Consider the following 17,244-nt stretch of genomic DNA (forward strand, 5'->3'; position numbering starts at 1 on the left):
TCGGCGGGCCGCTGCACCGCTAGAAGATGGACAGCCTCACGTAGCGCTTCGGGTTGTCCCGGAAATCGGCGAGCAGCAAGTCGAGCTGGGTGAGAACGGCTTCGGCGCGCACGGCCAACTCGTTGTTGGAGAGCAGCAGACCAAGGGTCCCCTGCCCGGCCTCGATCTGGGCGCCGATGCGGTCGAAGCGCTCCAGCGCGGACTCGCCCGCCACCATCGAGCGATCCACCCGCACCAGGGTGGAGTCGAGGCGGGCGGAGGCCGCGCGCAGGCTGGCGAGTGTCTGACGCGCGTCGAACAAGGTCGAGTCGGCGGCGCCCGAGTCCAGCATCCGGTTGATGCGGGCGAACGTGGCCCCGGCCTCGTCCGAGGCAGCGCCCACCTGCCCTGCGGTCGAAGCCACCTCGTCGGTGAGTTGAGCGACGGATTGCGCCTGTTGACTCACCAGCCGATTCAGCTCGTCGCTTACCGCACCGATGTTGTCGATGGCACGGGCGAGGTTGCGCGCCGTCTCTTCCGTGAAGGCCAGCTCGACGCGATCGGTGAGCACCGTCAGGTTATCCGCGATCTCGTCGGCAGCCGCGGTGAGTCGGGAGAGGTCGGGGAGAGTGTGACCCGGCAGGGCTTCAACACCCTCGAGATTGAGGAACGAATACCGAGGGAACGCTGCGCGCGAGACGATCTCCACCTGCCAGTCGCCGAACATCGACTCGGGCGAGACCAGTGCTCCGGCGTCCGCGGGGAGCTTCACGTCGCGTTGTACCAACATCGAGACCCGCACGGCCTCGCCCGACGGCTCGACCTGGATGTCCTCCACGCGCCCGATGTTCACTCCGCGGAACTTGACGCCATTGCCCCGGGCGAGCTGACCCGCTTCCGACAGCACGGCGTCCACCATCACCGTGTTGCGGCGCAAGGACGCACCCTTCAGGAACAGCGTCCCCCCCACCGCCAGCGCGGTGGCCAGGACGATCACCAGCCCGACCAGGACTTCCTTGCGTCTCACTCTGCCCCCTCGATCAGCTCGGGCAGCCCGGCGACGAACCCGCGGACCACCGGATCGGTAGCCGCCTTCACCTCGTCGGGCGTCCCTATGAAGCGGATCTTCCCCTCATAGAGCATCGCCACGCGGTCCGAGATCCGAAAGGCCGAATCCAGATCGTGGGTGATCACCAGCGACGTCACACCGAGCTCGTCGCGCATACGCATCACCAGGCGATCGATGACCGTTGTGGTGACGGGATCGAGGCCGGTGGTGGGCTCGTCGTACAGGAGATACCGGGGCTTGGTGGCGATGGCCCGGGCCAGACCGGCCCGTTTGCGCTGGCCACCTGACAACTCGGCCGGCGTCCGCCGACCGTAGCCCTCCAGATCCACGAGCGAGAGGCATTCCTCGACCCGGACCCGGATGCGCTTCGCGTCCCACTCGGGCATGCGCTTGAGACCCAGACCGATGTTCTCCTCCACCGTCAGGGAATCGAACAGCGCCGCGAACTGGAACACGTACCCGACCCGTCGCCGCAGGTCGCGGAGCTGCTCCGCATCCAGATCGGCGACCCGCTCCCCATCCACGAACACCTCGCCCGAGTCCGGTTGGAGCAGTCCGACGATGTGCTTGAGCAGCACGGATTTCCCCACACCGGAGGGTCCCATCACCGAGACCGTGTCGCCCTCGGCCACCTCGAGATCGACGCCCTCCAGGACGCGCTTCGTGCCGAAGGCCTTGTGCAATCCGACGATGCGAATGCTCACAGGAGCGCCGCTGCCCAGAAGGCGTCCAGCACCAGGATGGCCATGGAGCTGACCACCACCGCGCGGGTGGTGGCCTGCCCAACCCCCTGGGCACCCCCTTGGGTGGTGAACCCGAAGAAGCAACCGATCGTGGTGAGAATGGCCCCGAAGCTGAGCCCCTTGATGAGCGCGAACCGCACGTCGAAGGGTTCGAAGAACAGTCGCAGGCCCTTGAGGAACTCAGGCGTGCTCATGTCGAGCAGACCCAAGGCCGTGAGCCATCCGGCCACGATGCCGATGGCCGTGGCGATGACCATGACCGCCGGGAACATCGCCGTGCCGGCCACCACGCGCGGCGTGACCAGATAGTCCACCGGGTCGTACCCGAGTGTCTCCAGCGCGTCGATCTGTTCGGTCACCCGCATCGTGCCGAGCTCCGCCGCGATGTTGGCTCCCACCCGCCCTGACAAGGCCAGTCCGGTCAGGACCGGCCCCAGCTCCAGGATCATGGTCTTGCCGACCAGGGTGCCGACGAAGTACAGGGGAACGGCGCCGGTGAACGTGTAGGACGCCTGCAGTGCCAGCACGACCCCGGTGAACAGCGCGATGAAGGTCGCGATCGGGACCGAATCCACCCCGATGCGTCCCATCTGTCCCGGCAGCAGGCCGATCCATTCCTTCAAGCGGGGCACGCTACGCGCCGTCTGGAACACGAGTCCGCCCCAGCGGCCGATTCCGGCCGCGAGATCGAAGACCCCACGGCCGATGGCACCGAACAGCACCTTCAGGATCGTAGGCATGATCCCTCGCTGGCGCTCAGCGCGGCGGAGCCGGTTTCAGTCCGTCCTCGAGCGTGAAGACGACGACCTCTCCCCGTGCGGCGGCCGAGCGCCGGCGCCCCGGATGGGCCGGAGCATCGAGTTCGTACGACACCGTGACGCTCCGTACGCGCAAACGCGGATCGGTGACCTGGATCGAGAAGTCGATCGCACCGTCTGCCGATTGGATGGCTGTCCGTGTGGACGTTCCAGGCTCGGCCTGGCGATGCGGCACCGGGTTCCGGAACAGGTTCATGGTCGACTGCCGACCGTTCGCCAGCTTGCGCGTCACTCTCACCCGTCGCAGCCAATCCGGCTGGTAGTCGATCCCGTAGCTCTGGTCACGCTGATCGACCCCTTTGGCCGTGCGATTGTGGCGAGCCACGCACCCTCCGGAACGTCGTCGAAACTGGAAAGGAAACGTACGTTCTGCGGGGGAATCTGACCTGTCAAGCCGAGTCTTGCCCACTGCCGGGCCGCCCATTAACATCGGACCGTCCTCAAAATCCCCGCGCAGTCCCGTCGGACGCGCACCAACCGACCCGAATCTCCCCCTCCCGTACGCGGACCCCGGCCCCGGTGGTCCCAGGAGTCCTCCCGTGGACATCGCCGAACTCAAGAGCAAGACCGTTCCCGAGCTCCAGGACATGGCGGAGCAGCTCAACATCCAGAACTTCTCGGGAATGCGGAAGCAGGACCTCATTTTCCGCATCGAACAGAATCTGCTCGACAGCGAGGTGGTGCTGCGCGGCGAGGGCGTGCTGGAGATCCTCCCAGAGGGCTACGGGTTCCTGCGTTCCCAGGACTGGAACTACCTCTACGGGCCCGACGACATCTACGTCAGCCCCTCTCAGATCAAGCGCTTCGATCTGCGGACTGGGGACACGATCCTCGGTCAGGTGCGCCCCCCGAAGGACGGCGAGCGCTACCTCGCGCTTCTCAAAGTGGAGACCGTCAACGGGGACGAGCCCGAGAAAGCCAAACACCGCGTTGCCTTCGACAATCTGCGCCCCCGCTATCCGGAGAGCCGGCTGCGCCTGGAGCGCCTCGAGGGCAACGACCTCTCCACGCGGGTCGTCGATCTCATGGCGCCGATCGGCAAAGGGCAACGCGGCTTGATCGTCTCCCCGCCCAAGGCGGGGAAGACCATGCTCCTGCAGAAGCTGGCAAACTCCATCGCCACCAACTACCCGGAGGTCTACCTCATCGTGCTGCTCATCGACGAGCGCCCCGAGGAGGTCACGGACATGGAGGAGAACGTGAAGGCGGAGGTCATCTCCTCCACCTTCGACGAGCCAGCCGAGCGCCACACCCAGGTGGCGGAGATGGTGCTGGAGAAGGCCAAGCGTCTGGTCGAGCACGGACAGGACGTAGTGATCCTCCTCGACTCCATCACTCGCCTGGCTCGGGCCTACAACGTCACCGTCCCCCACTCGGGGAAGATCCTTTCCGGCGGCGTGGACGCCAATGCACTGCACAAGCCCAAGCGGTTTTTCGGAGCGGCCCGCAACATCGACGAAGGGGGCTCCCTGACGATCGTCGCCACGGCCCTCATCGAGACCGGAAGCCGCATGGACGAAGTGATCTTCGAGGAGTTCAAGGGCACGGGCAACATGGAGCTCATCCTCGATCGCCACATCGCGGACAAGCGCATATTTCCCGCGATCGACATCAATCGCTCGGGAACACGCAAGGAAGAGCTCCTGCTGTCGGAAGCCGAGCTGAACCGGGTCTACCTGCTGCGCAACTTCCTCGCCGACATGCCGCCCACCGAGGCCATCCACTTCCTTCTGGAGAGGATGCGCCGCACCGAGACCAACAAGGAGTTCCTCGACTCCATGGCGGGCGGCTGAGTCCCGCGCACCTCGGACCCGAGCGACCGCGGTGAGCAGCGATCTGCAGAGCGCGCACGATGACCGCTTCCAGGAGGCGTTGGAAGCGAGCGGTGCACGCGATCCGCGCGAGTTCTATCGGGAACGTCTGCGCGAGCTGAAACAGAGCGATCCCGCGGCCTACCAGCAGGCTGTGTCGTACTATCAGGACGAGTTGGTTCCGAAGATCGCGCGCGGCGAGGTCGAGCCGCTGTCCGCCTGGCTCGAATACGGGCGCCGCCTCTGCGCCTGGACGGCGCCCGGGGAAACCGTGGAGGTCGACGCGAGCGGGCAACGCCATCCCCATCGGCCGCCCACGCCCTCCGACCGCCTGGTGCTGCACCTCCCCGACGACAAGGGGACGCGCGCCCTGCTGGTGGGGCTCCCGCAGGAGCTGAGCGCCGCTCAGCGCGCCACCTTCGATCTGCTCGTGCAGGGACGCCTGAAGCTCCGCCAGTAGAGCCCATCCTGAGGGGTGGCCTTGGGCTCGGCCCGGCCGCGGCCGCTCAGTCCGTCGGGACCGGGTCCTCCACCAGGTAGGCGACCGCCCAGGCCCCGGGACCCGTGTGGGTCGCCACGACGGGCGTGGCCGGTGCCACCGCGATATCGACCGCTCCGAACCGTTCGCGCAGGGCGCGGGCGACGCGCTCCATCTCGTCCGCACACGCCACATGTGCCAATCCGAAGCGGACCGGGTGGCCCTCGGGGATCTCCCGCTGCAAGAGGTCGAGTACCGCCGGCAGGACCCGCTCGCGTCCAAGCGCCTTGCCGAAGGGAACGACCTTCCCTTCTTGCGAGAGCCCCAGAATGGGCTTCACGCTCAGCAGCGAGCCGAGCAGCGCCCGCCCTCGGCCCACGCGCCCCGACGCGATCAACCGGTCGAAGGTGTCCACGGTGAACAGCACGCCCGAGCGATCACGGGTCCGTTGCAGCTCGTCCAGGATCTCGTCCGGGCCGTGCCCCGCCTCTCCCAGCTCGGCGGCCTTCAGGGCCAACAGGCCCAGAAGGCTGCTGGCGGCCCTCGAGTCGAAGACGCGCACATGGGCGTCCGGAACCAGCCGCGCCGCCGCTTGCGCCGAGCCGAAGGTGCCGGACAACGCCGAGCCGAGCACGACCGCGATGACGGCCTCTCCGTCCTCCGCCGCACGCTTGAAGGTGTCCGCGAACGCCTGCGGTGTGGGTTGCGACGTGGTAGGTAGCTCGTCCCCATCGACCATACGGCGGTGGAACTCCTCCGCCGTCACATCGATGCGGTCGCGCAGCGCCCGATCTCCCTCCATCAACACGAGCGGCACCACGTGGATGCCGTGCTGTCGCCGCACGTCATCGGGAAGATCCGCGCTGGAGTCCGTGACCACGGATACCGGTCGACGCGCCAAGGTGACATGGCCCTGCGCCGCCGCCCGTTCGACCGCGGCGTGCTGAACGTGCATGTCCTCGGCCTTGTGCGCGGCCAGGGTGCCGACCGTTCGTAGATAGCGGAATACCGCTTCCGGCTCGTCGGTGTGGATGTGCAGCTTGAGCAGCCCCTCCGCCCGGATGACGATCAGCGAGTCCCCCAGACCCTGGAGTCGCTCCCGGACCGCATCGCGGTCGGGGAGACCCTCGCCTCGCACCAGGGCCTCCGTGCAAAAGCGGTAGACCTCGGCCTCCGCCGGAAACTCGACGGCGGCGACCCCCAGGGCCGGCCCCTCCAGCAAAGCCGGCACTTCGACCTCCACGACCGGGTCCCCGTGCACGAACAGCACAACACCCTCGAGCAGGTTCACGAAGCCCTTGGCGCCCGCGTCCACGACGCCGGCCTTGCGCAGCGCGGGCAGGAGCTCGGGGGTCCGGGCCAGGGAGCTGCGGGCGACGGCCAGGATCCGTTCCAGGAACGGGAGAAAATCATCCTGAGCGTCGGCCTCCGCCGCGACGGCCGTGTCGCGCATGACGGTAAGCATCGTCCCCTCGACCGGGCGCTCCAGCGCGTCCGTCAAACGGGCCACCCCCGACGACAAGGCCGCCCCGAAGTCCCGGGTGTCCATGCGGTCTCGTCCGCCGAGCCGATCGGCGAAGCCCAGCAGGAAGTGGGAGAGCATCATCCCGCAGTTGCCGCGAGCGCCCAGGACGGAGGCCTCGGCGGCGTGCCGCGCGACCGCGCCGATGGAGATGTCGACGTTGCCGCGCAGCTGCTCGGAGATGGCCCGGACGGTCAACGCCAGGTTGGTCCCGGTATCCCCGTCGGGGACCGGAAACACGTTGATCCGGTTGAGTTCCTGCCGGCGGCTCTCCGCGTATCCACAGGCCGCCAACAGCGACCGTCGGAAACGGGGGCCGTCCACGTACGCGATTCGCATGGCGCCCCAAGATGGATGGTCCGCCGCCCAGGTGCAAAACGGGGGCCCTGGTCCTGGCATGCGTCTTGAGAAGTCGGTGCTCGCAATCCTGGGTCGATCGACCGACACTCAAGGAATTGCGCGGATTCCCGGGCGTCGGGAGGGCTCCCGGGCCGGCAGGAAACAGCACCGAGGGGACCCTTTGTACACAACCCGGGCACCCAGCCGTCACTGGCTCGACGACGTGGCCGATGCCACGGGCCTACGCGGCCTGCACATCGACCCCAACCCTCCCTTCCATCAGGTCCGCGCCGCCTGGGCGGAGATCGCCCGGGCCAGCAGCGTGTCAGACGTCGAGCTCGCCGAGCGGGTCGCCACCCATTTCCGCCTGAAGGTCGCCGACCTCTCCGCGGCCGAGCCCAGCGCCGCCAAGCTCTTCCCTGAGCAGAGCGCCCGGAAGCACGGCGTGCTTCCCCTGCGCGCCTCCGATCAGGTCATCGTGGTGGCCACGGCCGACCCGACCAACGTCCACGCCGAGCAGGACCTCCAGTTCCTGTCCGGCCGGCGCGCAGTCTTCCAGATCGCGGCTCCCGGCCCCCTCGCGGAGGCCATCGACCACTGCTACTCGCGGAGCCGCATCATCGAGTTCGTGCTCCAGAACCTGGCCGCCGAGGTGGGCCGGGACGACGTGCAGATCGTGCGCGACCAGGCCCAGGGAGCCCCGGCCGACACCTACTCCGACACCCGGCCGGTCGCCAGCCTGGTCAAGCGCATGCTACGCCAGGCCACCTCGGTGGGAGCCTCCGAGGTCCACATCTCCGGCAACGCCGAGGGTGGACGGGTCCACTTCCGCATCGGATCCAGCCTCCAGCACTTCATGCATCTGCCCTATCCCGCGCTGGTTCGCGTGGTTCGGCGGCTGAAGGAGCTGGGACGCCTGGATCTGACCGTGCGCCAACGCTCCCAGGAAGGGCAGTTCACCGCGGCGGTCGAAGGTCGGCGCTTCGTCATGCGGGTGCGCTCCGAGCCCGGGCGGGCGGTCGAGAGTCTCGTGGTCCGCATCAGCGACCCCGCGCTGCGGCCGACCTTCGCCGATCTGGGCCTGCCCCCCGCGGAGGTCGAGGCTGCGCGCGCTCTCTTGAGCGGGCCGCCCGGTCTGGTCGTGGTGGCCGGCGCCCCGGGCCGGGGTCGCGAGACGCTGCTGACCGCCTTCACTCGCGCGCTGGCCGCCCAGGGACCCGTCACGGTTGTCGACTCCTCGCTGCTGGCGCCGGTCCCCGAAGTCAGGCAGATCCAGGCCGATCCGGAAGCCGGCTTCCGCTTCGGCGAAGCGCTGGCGCAAGCTCTGGACGCCGACCCGGCCGCCGTGGTGGTGAGTCGACTGGACGAGGACGACAGCGCCCGCCTGGCCGTGGAGGCCGCACGCCAGGGAACCTGGATCGTGGCGGCGCTCGACGCCGAGGACCCGGCCGCCGCCGTGGCGACCTTGCGCAGCCTGGAGCTCTCCACCGCGTCCCTGGCAGAGGTGCTGCGTGGCATCGTGGTCTTCCGGAGCCTGCGCCGTTTGTGCGAGCACTGTCAGAAGCCGGTCGACTCCGTCGATCAACTTCCGGCGCGCGAGCGTGTGCTGGTCGCCGCCTACGGGGTGACCCCGAGCGCCATGGCTGGCGGATGCCCGTCCTGTCAGGAGAGTGGCTACTCCGGCGAGCTTCTGGTGACGCATGCCGTGCAGGTCGTCGACGAGCTCCGAGCGGCGATCGGTCGTGGGGCCAGCATGACGGAGCTCGGCGATCTGATGCGGGACCAGGGGTCGCTGGAGGAAGCCACCTTCGAGCGCGTTCGGGCCGGGCGTACCTCCCTGCTCGAAGTGGAGCGCAGCCTACCGCCCGGCATGTCGGCCGTGGTGCCCACGCGCACGCGCCCGCGCGTGCTGGTGGTGGACGACTCACCGGAGGTGCGGCTGCTCGCACGCACGATCCTGGAGGGGCGCGGCTTCGACGTGGCCGAGGCGTCCGACGGCGATCAAGCGCTCCTGCACCTCGAGCTCAACGACGACACGTCCTTGGTGCTCCTGGACCTCAACATGCCGCGCCTCGGAGGCGCCGAAGTGCTGGCCCGCATCCGCGGTTCGCTTCGCACGGCGGGGCTCCCGGTGGTGGTGCTGACCGCCGAACAGGATCCCAACCTCGAGATCGAGTTGATGGAGGCGGGCGCCGACGACTACCTGCGCAAGCCGGTCGAGCCCTCCCGCTTGGCCGTACGGGTCCGCGCGGTCCTACGACGCGCGGGTTCCTACGATGCGCTGCTCGGAGCCCCACAGCCCGAGCTTCTCGTAGCCGTCTGAGGCGCCAGGGAAGCTCTGCACACGTGCGATGCCCCGCGCGCAGCGGGCTCGCGGGCGTTCAGGCGAGGACCGGCTTTCGGGCCCGGATCAGCAGACAGAGCCCGAAGCGGTTTCCCAGCGCACGGACCAACCAGCGCGGATAGAGCGCCCAGATCAGCCGGAACAGCGGGGAGCGGTACTTCTCGGACGGACGGATGGACAGGACGTCCGCAGGGCCGAGCTGCGCGGACAGCGTGATGTCGCCGAACCCGACCGCCTCCAGCAGAGCCCGCGCCTCCGGCTCCGTATAGGCTTTGGTGCCTGGGCTTTCCAGGTGCTCGAAGATGGCCTCGCGAGCCGTCAAGCCGAAGCGTCCCCTGAGCCAGCCGTGCTGCGCCTTGAGCATCCATCCGCTCCATGAGGGGAGACGGTAGATCATGGCACGCAACTCCCCCCCCGGCTTCAGCACTCGAAGCGCTTCCGCGAACGCCTGGCGTGTGTCGGGCGTGTGGTGGAGGACGCCCCACGAATAGACCAGATCGAAGGTGTCCGCATCGAAGGGGAGAGCTTCGGCGTCCGCCTGCCGCACCTCCCAGTCCGCGTTCGCGAACCCGGCGAGCTGGACATGCTCACGCGTGAGGGCCACCCCCGCCTCGGTCAGGTCCACCCCACGGGCCCGGGCGCCAGCACGCACCCATTGCACGAAGTCCGCCCCAGCGCCCACGCCGATCTCGAGTAGCGTTCGACCCTTCCCGGAGGAAAAGTCGGCGAAGACCGGGATGTATGGTTCCAGACCGTAGCGCGCTTCGCGAATCTCCGCGAAGAAGCGCTCCCGGTCCGCGAGCTCGTCTGCGTAGCGGATCCCGCAGGTCTCGCGCTCCCAGTGCTGTTGCACCCGGGCCTTCTGCGGTGCGGAGACCGCGTCGGTCGGTGTGGACATGCGACGAAGCTCATCGCTCCGCGGGAGCGCCGCAACCGTCTGCGGCACCCGCTCCCACCGGGACGGGCGTCGGGTCAGAAGTGGAGTCGGGCCCCCAGATCGATCACCACAGAGGAGACCACGAAGGTCTCGGCTCCCGTGTTGAACGTCTCCAGGTTCAGATCGGTCCGGTAGTAGAGGAAGCGCACCTGAGGCGTCAGCGAGAGGTTCCGGTGCATGGCCACGTCCGCGCCGACGCCCGCCTCGACGCCGGGCGCGATGTCCGACTCGGCAACGACGCCGTCGAGGTCGTAGCTGAAGCGGTGAAGGGTCACACCGCCTCGGAAGTAGGGCACGGTCGCCGTCTGGTGGGGCAGGACGATCTTCACGCCCGCCTCGAAGCCCTTGGACGCGATGACCGCATCGGCAGCGCAGTCGGAGTCCTCGCTGCACGCGAAGCCGTGACGGCTCCAGCCGCCGTAGAGCCCGAGATGGGAGTGGAGCTGCAGCAGCGCCGACAGGCCGCGGGTAAGCCCCACATTGGTGGCCACCCCCCGTTGACCCCGCGCGAGCGATCCGGTGGGAAAGGAGAATCCCAACCGGCCCTCCACCGAGAAGGGCTGGCCCGAATCCTGCGCCGCGACGGGCAGGGCCGCCGCGACCCAGACGAGGAGTGCGGTCATGACCGGCCGCGATCGTGTAGGCATCATCCCTCGATCCACGTAGATTGGCGCACAGGCCGCGGCGTCCTTTCCACCCTCGGGAGGTGGGATACCGCGCCGACCTCCCCTGGGCCGCAGCAAGAGGCCGGCCAGACCTTTCCCCGAGCCAGAGACTCCCGCACGGTGACCCTCGAGCGACGTTCTACGTGGTCCAGGCTGGGAGCGGTCGCCCCAGGTCACCTGGAGGACGCGCGCCTGCAGACCCATCACGCGGTACAGCTCCTGGCCGCGGCGGGGCAGTCCCGGGCGGAGCCCCGCCGGGATGACAGCCACCGGGGCTTCGTGTGGAGCGACGGTGCGTTCGTGGGCGAGCCACTGGAGCACGCCCGGAGCGTGCGAGTGGCGCTCGATCCGGTCCGGCTGGAGCTCCAGGTACGCCGACCGGAGAGCGGCGCCCGCCTCGCCCTGGCCGGGAGCACGCTCGCGGCCGCCCGGGGTTGGCTGTCGCGGGAACTGACCGACCACCCGACCGGATCGGAGGACCTGGACTGGCCCGAGTACGAGATCCCCGCACACCCGGTGAGCACCGGCACACCGTTTGGAACCCCGGATGAGCGGCACGCGGAGCTGGCCCGCTGGTACGGCAACGCAGCCAGCGCTCTTGGCGCGCTGAGTTCCCGCGAGCCGACGGCCTCCGCGGTACGCGGGTGGCCGCACCACTTCGACCTCGCGACGCTCATCGCCGTGGATCCGCCTGGTGCGACCGACGCCCGCTCCATCGGAGTCGGGCTCTCCCCCGGCGATGCGAACGGCGCGGCACCCTACGTGTACGTGAACCTGTGGCCGTACCCCGATCCTGGCCGTCTCCCACGGCTGCAGTCCGGGCGCTGGCACACGGCCGGCTGGACAGGAGCGGTGCTCAGCGCGGACGAGTTGCTGGAGTCCACCGACCAGGCCCGCACCTTTTCGGCCTTCGTGGACGAAGCGGTGGCAGCCTGCCGTCAGGCCCTGGCGTAGACGGTCCCATGCGAATCCTGGTTCGCGGCAAGAGCCCCAATCCCCGGCGCGCGCGGCGCGAGCGCATTCGGCGGATCATCGCCTGGCTCGCTGTGATTCTGGCGCTGGCCGCCGTCACCGCGTTCGTTGTGGCTGCGCGTCAGCGGGCCGGCCGCTTCCGCGGCGTTCTGGGATGGGCCGAGTCCCCTGACCAGGCCGGCACGGTGCACGCCATCGGCCGCCCCATCCCCGGCTCAGTGGCCGGCGGCCCCCGCATCGGCTGAGCGCGGGTCCGGGGCGCCCAGGCGATCGCCGCTGCCGGGGTCGATCATGATCGAGTTGGCCGATCCCTGCTCGCCTCCCATCGACACGTCGTGCCCCATGGCGCGCAGCGCGGCCAAGCCCGTTTCATCGAGGCCGCCCTCTTCGATTCGGAGTCGATCGGGCAGCCACTGATGGTGGATGCGCGGCGCGTTGACCGCCTCCTGGATGTTCATCCCGAAGTCCACGACGTTGAGGAACACCTGCAGGACCGTGTTGATGATCGTGCGGCCTCCCGGCGTGCCGATGACGGCGACCAAACGGCCATCCTTGGCTACGATGCTCGGTGACATGCTGGAGAGCATGCGCTGTCCGGGCCGGGCCAGATTGGCCGGCGTGCCGATGAGCCCCATGGAGTTGGTGACGCCGGGCTTGCCGTTGAAGTCACCCATCTCGTTGTTGAGCAGGAAACCCGCACCCGGCACCGTGATGCGGGAGCCATAGCCGAACTCCAGCGTGTAGGTCACCGAGACCGCCATGCCACCCTGGTCCACCACCGAGTAATGGGTGGTCTCGGGGCTCTCGTACGCCATCTCCACCTGCACCGAATCAGACGGCGTGGCCATGGCCTGGTCGATTCCGGCCCGGAGCTCGGTGGCGTACCCCTTGTCCATCAGGTGATCCAACGGCATCTCGTTGAAGTCCGGATCCCCGAGATAGCGGGCCCGGTCCAGGAAGGCCCGTCGCATGGACTCGGCCAGCAGGTGCAGATACGCGGGCGAGTTGTGCCCCAGGGCCCCGAGATCGTAGCCCTCGAGGATGTTCAGCATCTCGACCAAGGCCACACCGCCACTGGACGGAGGCGGCATGCTGATCAGCTCGTAGCCCCGGTATGATCCCCGCACCGGCGCTCGCTCCACCGCCTGGTAGGATGCCAGATCCGCCTCCGTGATCAGGCCGCCCCCGCGCGCCATCTCCTCGGCCAGCAAGCGGGCGGTCTCACCTTGGTAGAATCCGTCCCGACCCTCGTCGCGGATGCGGCCCAATGTCCGCGACAGGTCCGGTAGGCGCAGTGTCTCGCCCTCCTGGTAGGGCCGACCCTGGTTGGAATACGCGTCGATCGTGCCCTGGTACCCCCGGTCGCGAGCTTGCCCCAGCAGCCACTCCAACCCCTCCGCCAGACCTTCGCTGACGGGGAACCCCTCCGCAGCCAGCTCGACCGCAGGATCGACCAGGGCGGACCACGTCTCCGATCCGTATTGCTGGTGTGCCTGCCAGAACCCAGCCACCGTGCCCGGCACACCCACCGACACGTGCGAATTGTGGTGTCGGTCGAAGGCGTACTCACCGTCCTCGTCCAGGAACATCTCCGGACGCGCGGCCATCGGCGCCTTCTCGCGGAAGTCCAGCGTGGTGGCGCGGCCGTCAGGGAAACGGATCACCATGAAGCCACCGCCGCCGATATTCCCGGCCGTGGGGTGGGTCACGGCCAGGGCGAACCCCGTGGCGATGGCCGCATCGACGGCGTTGCCGCCCGCTTCCAGCACGCGCGCCCCGACTTCGCTGGCGATGGCGGACTGGGACACCACCATGCCGTGAGGAGCTCGAACGGGGTCCGTGGACGGCACCGGGCGCTCCAGGGCCCCGGCCTGGGCACGGCCCTCGCCGACCCCGCAGCCCTGGGAAGCGAGGAGGCCGGCGAGAAGGAACACTGCTCCTGACCGGATCTTCCAACCATCTGAGCCCATGCGGCGCATGATCCACTCCTGAAGGACGGCCCGGCCCAACGACGACATCCCGCAGGCCGTGTCAGGAATGAATACAGCCCTCACCCGCCCCGGGCGACCCGACCTTTCGGGGCCCGGACCCGCGGCGCATGTTGGCCTCGCGCGGCTGATCGGCAGCCCGGCACGGAACCAGCGAAGGGAACGCGAACGCCATGAGCTCGAAGGTTCATCACCACCGCTTGAACGACATGCCGCTGGAAGAGGTCAATCCCCTCCTCTCCCGCCGCCTCATCACCGGGGAGCGCATGATGTATGCGCAAGTACTGCTCAAGAAGGGCTGCGTGGTGCCCAGGCATTCCCACGACAACGAGCAAATCACCTTCATCGTCGACGGCGCCCTCAAGTTCTGGATCGGCGAGGACGAGTCGGAGGAGCTGATCGTGCGGGCGGGCGAGGTCCTGCTCATCCCCTCGCACGTTCCCCACAAGGCCGAGGCGCTCGAGGACACCGTGGATGTCGACATCTTCTGCCCGCCGAGGGCGGATTGGCTGTCCGGCACCGACTCCTACCTGAGGAAGAAGTAGTCGTGGATCTGGGAATCACCGGAAAGGTCGCCCTGGTGTGCGGAGCCAGCGCCGGTCTGGGACGGGCCGCCGCCGCAGAGCTGGCCCGCGAAGGCGCGCGGGTGGTGTTGTGTTCGCGCCGGGAACGGGCCATCGAGGCCGCCCGTGCCGACATTGCGCTCTCCACGCGGGCCGAGACCCTGGCGATCGCCGCCGACCTCTCGGAACCGGAGCAGGTCGATCGCGTCATCGCACAGACGCTCGAGCGTTTTGGCAGGATCGACATCCTCGTGACCAATACGGGTGGTCCCCCCGCTGGGCCCTTCGAAGCGCACGACCGCGAGACCTGGGCACGCGCCATTCGCCAGAACCTCGAGAGCGTGCTGAACCTCTGTCGTGGTGCGCTCCCCTCCATGAAGGAGAACGGGTGGGGCCGCATCATCAACATCACGTCCATCTCCGTGAAACAGCCCGTCGACGGCCTGATCCTTTCGAACTCAATCCGGGCAGGGGTGACAGGATTCGCACGCACGCTCGCCAACGAAGTGGCCGCCCTGGGCATCACGGTCAACAACGTGCTGCCAGGCTACACGGAGACGGAGCGCCTGACGGAGTTGGCGGACGCACTGTCCGAACGCAAAGGAACGACGCCGGACGAGGAGCGGGCGGTCTGGGAGCGGCAGACGCCGGCGGGACGCCTCGGTCGCCCCGACGAGCTCGCAGCCCTGATCGCGTTCCTGGCGTCGGAGCGCGCGAGCTTCATCACCGCCCAATCGATCGCTGTGGACGGGGGCTGGGTGCGCTCGCTTCTGTAGAGTCGGTTGGCTAGTCGAAGCTTCCGGGCACGGCTTGGTACATCTTCTCCGCGATCTGCTCCGAGGTTCGCATTGCGCGCAGATCGAGCTCGAAGTCCTCGGCGGGTGGCGGGGCCAGCTTCTCGCGCAGCTCGTCGACCTCGCGCTTGGATAGCCCGGCCGCCTGCATCGCGGCGTTGTCCACGAACGCACCCTCCCGGACGCCCACACCCTCATCGCCCGTCTTTACCAAGCGGGCCAACACCTCACGTTCCACACGCGTGATGGGCCTACTGGAAAGGTCGTAGTCGATCCAAGCCTCGTAGGACAGGGGTGCCACGCGCTTGACCATACCGGCGATGACGCGTGCGAACTGCTGGATCTCCCACTGTGCGCGCGGATCGACGCGGAGTGTGAGGAAGTGCAGCAGATTGTGCAGGTCGATCTTCCAGTACCACTGCGTGTAGGTCGATACCGGCAGGTCGATGCGAGCGAGCTCGCGAGCGACGTCCTCCTCCAGCATCCAGCGATAGGCGGCGCCCGCGTCGGCACGCAACTGTTCCCAGCGCCGCACCGCTTCACGGTATATCTCGGGCGACGCCCCTTCTTCCCGCCCCTGCTTGTTGGACCGGCTCTGGAGCGCGAACTGCTGGGCCTGCGGCGTATAGAAGAGGAGTGGCATCAACGAATACCGTGCCGAGAGCTCATTCACTGAAGCGGTTCGGTGCCGAATCCACTGGCGAGCGACGAACATCGGCATGGCGCAATGGAACTTGAACTCCACCATCTCGCTGGGCGTCGTATGATGATGGCGTCGCAGATAGCGGACGAGCCCACGGGTCTGCGAGACCTTGCGGGTACCGTAGCCGTAGCTGACGCGGGCGGCCCGCTCCACGTCCTCGTCGGAGCCCATGTAGTCGACCAGGGCCACGAAGCCGTGGTCGAGGACCGGAAAGTAGCCACCCAGGATCTCTTCGGCGGCGGGGCTGGTGGGGCGCTTGGTGTCCATGTCCGCGGGGGCCAGCGTGGTCGGGGTGGAGGGTCGACCGAATATAGCCGGGACGGGGGCACGGTCGAGTCGCGTCGCTCCCGAGTCGGGTGCGCCCGAATTCGACGTCACATTCTCGGTGGCGGCCTCCCTCCAGGGTGGCCAGGTTCTACCATGACCGCCGACGCGCTTCCTCCGCAGAACGTCATGATGGCCGCGTTCCTGGATCGGAACGCCGACTACGACGGCATCTTCTTCACGGGGGTTCGGACTACCGGGATCTTCTGCCGCCCCGTCTGCCCGGCGCGAAAGCCGCACCCCGAGAACGTCGAGTTCTTCGCCACCGCGCAGGACGCGCTCTTTTCCGGCTATCGTCCCTGCCGTCGCTGCCTACCTCTGCGAGGACCGGGCGAGGCCCCCGACTGGGTCGCGCCGCTGCTGGCCGCCGTCGAGGCCGAGCCGACCCGCCGCTGGACGGCGGCCGACCTCCGTGCACGGGGGCTTCACCCCGACCGGGTGCGTCGCTGGTTCCAGTCGCGCCACGGGATGACGTTCTCGGCGTACGCCCGGGCGCGGAGGCTGGGTGCCGCGCTCCGTTCGATCCGCGACGGCACCGCCGTGTCGAGCGCGGCCTTCGAGCATGGCTACGACTCCCTGAGCGGATTCAACTCGGCGTTCCGTGAGGTGGTGGGCAGCAGCCCCAGCCAGGCGGCGCGGGGGCCCGTGGTGTGGCTCCGCCACCTCGAGACCCCCCTCGGCCCCATGGTGGCGGCCGCCACGGATGAAGCGCTCTGCCTGTTGGAGTTCGCGGACCGAAGAATGTTGGAGCGGCAGATCCGCACGCTGGCCCGGAAGCTCAGCCCGGTCTTCGCGCCGGGGGCGGCCGACCCGCTGCGGCGCATCGCCCGCGAGCTCGAGGCCTATTTCTCGACCGGGACCGCCGACTTCCGCACCCCGCTGCTGCTGCTCGGCTCGGAGTTCCAGCGGTCCGTCTGGGAGTCGCTCCGCGCGATTCCGGCCGGAGCCACGGTGAGCTATGCCGAGCTGGCCGCTCGTCTGGGACGGCCCCGAGCGGTGCGCGCCGTGGCCCGCGCCAATGGGGACAATCGACTCGCGATCGTGGTGCCCTGCCATCGAGTGATCGGCTCCGATGGAGCTCTGACCGGGTACGGAGGCGGACTTTGGCGCAAACGCAGGCTGCTCGAGTTGGAGCGGGGCGCCGCCGACGGCCCGGGGCCCGAGGCAGTACCACGGCGCGGGCGCTGAGCGCCGA

At 68.6% G+C, this 17,244-nt stretch carries 17 protein-coding genes; 8 read left to right on the forward strand and 9 right to left on the reverse strand.

Annotated elements, in window-relative coordinates:
• Nucleotides 1-19: 19 nt before the first annotated feature.
• From R3E10_07925 to R3E10_07940, 4 genes are read right to left on the reverse strand one after another with little or no spacing between them, the layout of a single operon-like run.
• Entirely contained in the window at nucleotides 20-1,006 is a 987-nt protein-coding gene (locus R3E10_07925; protein ID MEZ4415667.1) for an MlaD family protein, read from the reverse strand.
• A complete protein-coding gene (locus R3E10_07930; protein MEZ4415668.1) occupies nucleotides 1,003-1,752 on the reverse strand; it encodes an ABC transporter ATP-binding protein in 750 nt (249 codons plus the stop codon). Before R3E10_07930 ends, R3E10_07925 begins: the two co-directional genes overlap by 4 nt.
• Nucleotides 1,749-2,531 carry an ABC transporter permease gene (locus R3E10_07935; GenBank protein MEZ4415669.1) on the reverse strand — a complete coding sequence of 261 codons (783 nt, stop codon included), beginning with the start codon at nucleotides 2,529-2,531 and terminating at the stop codon, nucleotides 1,749-1,751. Before R3E10_07935 ends, R3E10_07930 begins: the two co-directional genes overlap by 4 nt.
• A gap of 16 nt (nucleotides 2,532-2,547) precedes the next feature.
• Complete coding sequence (locus tag R3E10_07940) at nucleotides 2,548-2,934, reverse strand: hypothetical protein (GenBank protein ID MEZ4415670.1); 387 nt, start codon at nucleotides 2,932-2,934, stop codon at nucleotides 2,548-2,550.
• 214 nt (nucleotides 2,935-3,148) lie between these two features.
• On the opposite strand from R3E10_07940, the gene rho reads away from it, so the two are divergent.
• Entirely contained in the window at nucleotides 3,149-4,402 is a 1,254-nt protein-coding gene (gene rho, locus R3E10_07945; protein ID MEZ4415671.1) for a transcription termination factor Rho, read from the forward strand.
• Between the two features lie 31 nt (nucleotides 4,403-4,433).
• The gene (locus R3E10_07950) at nucleotides 4,434-4,880 is read left to right on the forward strand and encodes a hypothetical protein (protein ID MEZ4415672.1); all 447 of its coding nucleotides are present in this window, start codon (nucleotides 4,434-4,436) and stop codon (nucleotides 4,878-4,880) included.
• A 46-nt stretch (nucleotides 4,881-4,926) separates the two neighbouring features.
• Here R3E10_07950 and R3E10_07955 read toward each other — a convergent pair whose 3' ends face one another.
• Nucleotides 4,927-6,759, reverse strand: coding sequence for a DegV family protein (locus tag R3E10_07955; protein MEZ4415673.1), 1,833 nt, complete (start codon nucleotides 6,757-6,759; stop codon nucleotides 4,927-4,929).
• Between the two features lie 181 nt (nucleotides 6,760-6,940).
• Between R3E10_07955 and R3E10_07960 the strand changes: the two genes are divergently transcribed.
• Nucleotides 6,941-9,082 (forward strand): ATPase, T2SS/T4P/T4SS family, encoded by a 2,142-nt coding sequence (locus R3E10_07960; protein ID MEZ4415674.1) that lies wholly within the window; start codon nucleotides 6,941-6,943, stop codon nucleotides 9,080-9,082.
• A 58-nt stretch (nucleotides 9,083-9,140) separates the two neighbouring features.
• On the opposite strand, the gene R3E10_07965 is transcribed toward R3E10_07960, so the two are convergent.
• Nucleotides 9,141-10,001 carry a methyltransferase domain-containing protein gene (locus R3E10_07965; protein ID MEZ4415675.1) on the reverse strand — a complete coding sequence of 287 codons (861 nt, stop codon included), beginning with the start codon at nucleotides 9,999-10,001 and terminating at the stop codon, nucleotides 9,141-9,143.
• 74 nt (nucleotides 10,002-10,075) lie between these two features.
• Complete coding sequence (locus tag R3E10_07970; protein MEZ4415676.1) at nucleotides 10,076-10,690, reverse strand: hypothetical protein; 615 nt, start codon at nucleotides 10,688-10,690, stop codon at nucleotides 10,076-10,078.
• Nucleotides 10,691-10,825: 135 nt separating this feature from the next.
• Between R3E10_07970 and R3E10_07975 the strand changes: the two genes are divergently transcribed.
• Together R3E10_07975 and R3E10_07980 are read left to right on the forward strand one after the other, a co-directional pair.
• Nucleotides 10,826-11,659 carry a hypothetical protein gene (locus tag R3E10_07975; protein ID MEZ4415677.1) on the forward strand — a complete coding sequence of 278 codons (834 nt, stop codon included), beginning with the start codon at nucleotides 10,826-10,828 and terminating at the stop codon, nucleotides 11,657-11,659.
• 8 nt (nucleotides 11,660-11,667) lie between these two features.
• Complete coding sequence (locus R3E10_07980) at nucleotides 11,668-11,922, forward strand: hypothetical protein (GenBank protein MEZ4415678.1); 255 nt, start codon at nucleotides 11,668-11,670, stop codon at nucleotides 11,920-11,922.
• On the opposite strand, the gene ggt is transcribed toward R3E10_07980, so the two are convergent.
• On the reverse strand, nucleotides 11,893-13,656 hold the full coding sequence (gene ggt / locus R3E10_07985; protein MEZ4415679.1) for a gamma-glutamyltransferase: 1,764 nt from the start codon (nucleotides 13,654-13,656) through the stop codon (nucleotides 11,893-11,895). The genes R3E10_07980 and ggt overlap by 30 nt on opposite strands.
• Before the next feature lie 182 nt (nucleotides 13,657-13,838).
• Between ggt and R3E10_07990 the strand changes: the two genes are divergently transcribed.
• Complete coding sequence (locus R3E10_07990) at nucleotides 13,839-14,210, forward strand: cupin domain-containing protein (protein MEZ4415680.1); 372 nt, start codon at nucleotides 13,839-13,841, stop codon at nucleotides 14,208-14,210.
• 2 nt (nucleotides 14,211-14,212) lie between these two features.
• Complete coding sequence (locus R3E10_07995; protein ID MEZ4415681.1) at nucleotides 14,213-15,004, forward strand: SDR family oxidoreductase; 792 nt, start codon at nucleotides 14,213-14,215, stop codon at nucleotides 15,002-15,004.
• 10 nt (nucleotides 15,005-15,014) lie between these two features.
• Here the strand turns inward: R3E10_07995 and thyX are convergent, their stop codons facing one another.
• Nucleotides 15,015-15,992, reverse strand: coding sequence for an FAD-dependent thymidylate synthase (gene thyX, locus R3E10_08000; GenBank protein ID MEZ4415682.1), 978 nt, complete (start codon nucleotides 15,990-15,992; stop codon nucleotides 15,015-15,017).
• Nucleotides 15,993-16,145: 153 nt separating this feature from the next.
• On the opposite strand from thyX, the gene R3E10_08005 reads away from it, so the two are divergent.
• Complete coding sequence (locus tag R3E10_08005) at nucleotides 16,146-17,237, forward strand: methylated-DNA--[protein]-cysteine S-methyltransferase (protein ID MEZ4415683.1); 1,092 nt, start codon at nucleotides 16,146-16,148, stop codon at nucleotides 17,235-17,237.
• Nucleotides 17,238-17,244 lie beyond the last annotated feature (7 nt).

This window comes from Gemmatimonadota bacterium (genome assembly GCA_041390105.1).
GTDB lineage: Bacteria > Gemmatimonadota > Gemmatimonadetes > Longimicrobiales > Gaopeijiaceae > JAGQIF01.

What these genes read in the sequence shown, in the direction of transcription:
- R3E10_07980 (MEZ4415678.1), top strand. Translation starts at nt 11,668, where the DNA reads ATGCGAATCCTGGTTCGCGGCAAGAGCCCCAATCCCCGGCGCGCGCGG.
- R3E10_07965 (MEZ4415675.1), bottom strand. Translation starts at nt 10,001, where the DNA reads ATGTCCACACCGACCGACGCGGTCTCCGCACCGCAGAAGGCCCGGGTG.
- ggt (MEZ4415679.1), bottom strand. Translation starts at nt 13,656, where the DNA reads ATGCGCCGCATGGGCTCAGATGGTTGGAAGATCCGGTCAGGAGCAGTG.
- R3E10_08005 (MEZ4415683.1), top strand. Translation starts at nt 16,146, where the DNA reads ATGACCGCCGACGCGCTTCCTCCGCAGAACGTCATGATGGCCGCGTTC.
- R3E10_07935 (MEZ4415669.1), bottom strand. Translation starts at nt 2,531, where the DNA reads ATGCCTACGATCCTGAAGGTGCTGTTCGGTGCCATCGGCCGTGGGGTC.
- R3E10_07990 (MEZ4415680.1), top strand. Translation starts at nt 13,839, where the DNA reads ATGAGCTCGAAGGTTCATCACCACCGCTTGAACGACATGCCGCTGGAA.
- thyX (MEZ4415682.1), bottom strand. Translation starts at nt 15,992, where the DNA reads ATGGACACCAAGCGCCCCACCAGCCCCGCCGCCGAAGAGATCCTGGGT.
- R3E10_07955 (MEZ4415673.1), bottom strand. Translation starts at nt 6,759, where the DNA reads ATGCGAATCGCGTACGTGGACGGCCCCCGTTTCCGACGGTCGCTGTTG.
- R3E10_07970 (MEZ4415676.1), bottom strand. Translation starts at nt 10,690, where the DNA reads ATGATGCCTACACGATCGCGGCCGGTCATGACCGCACTCCTCGTCTGG.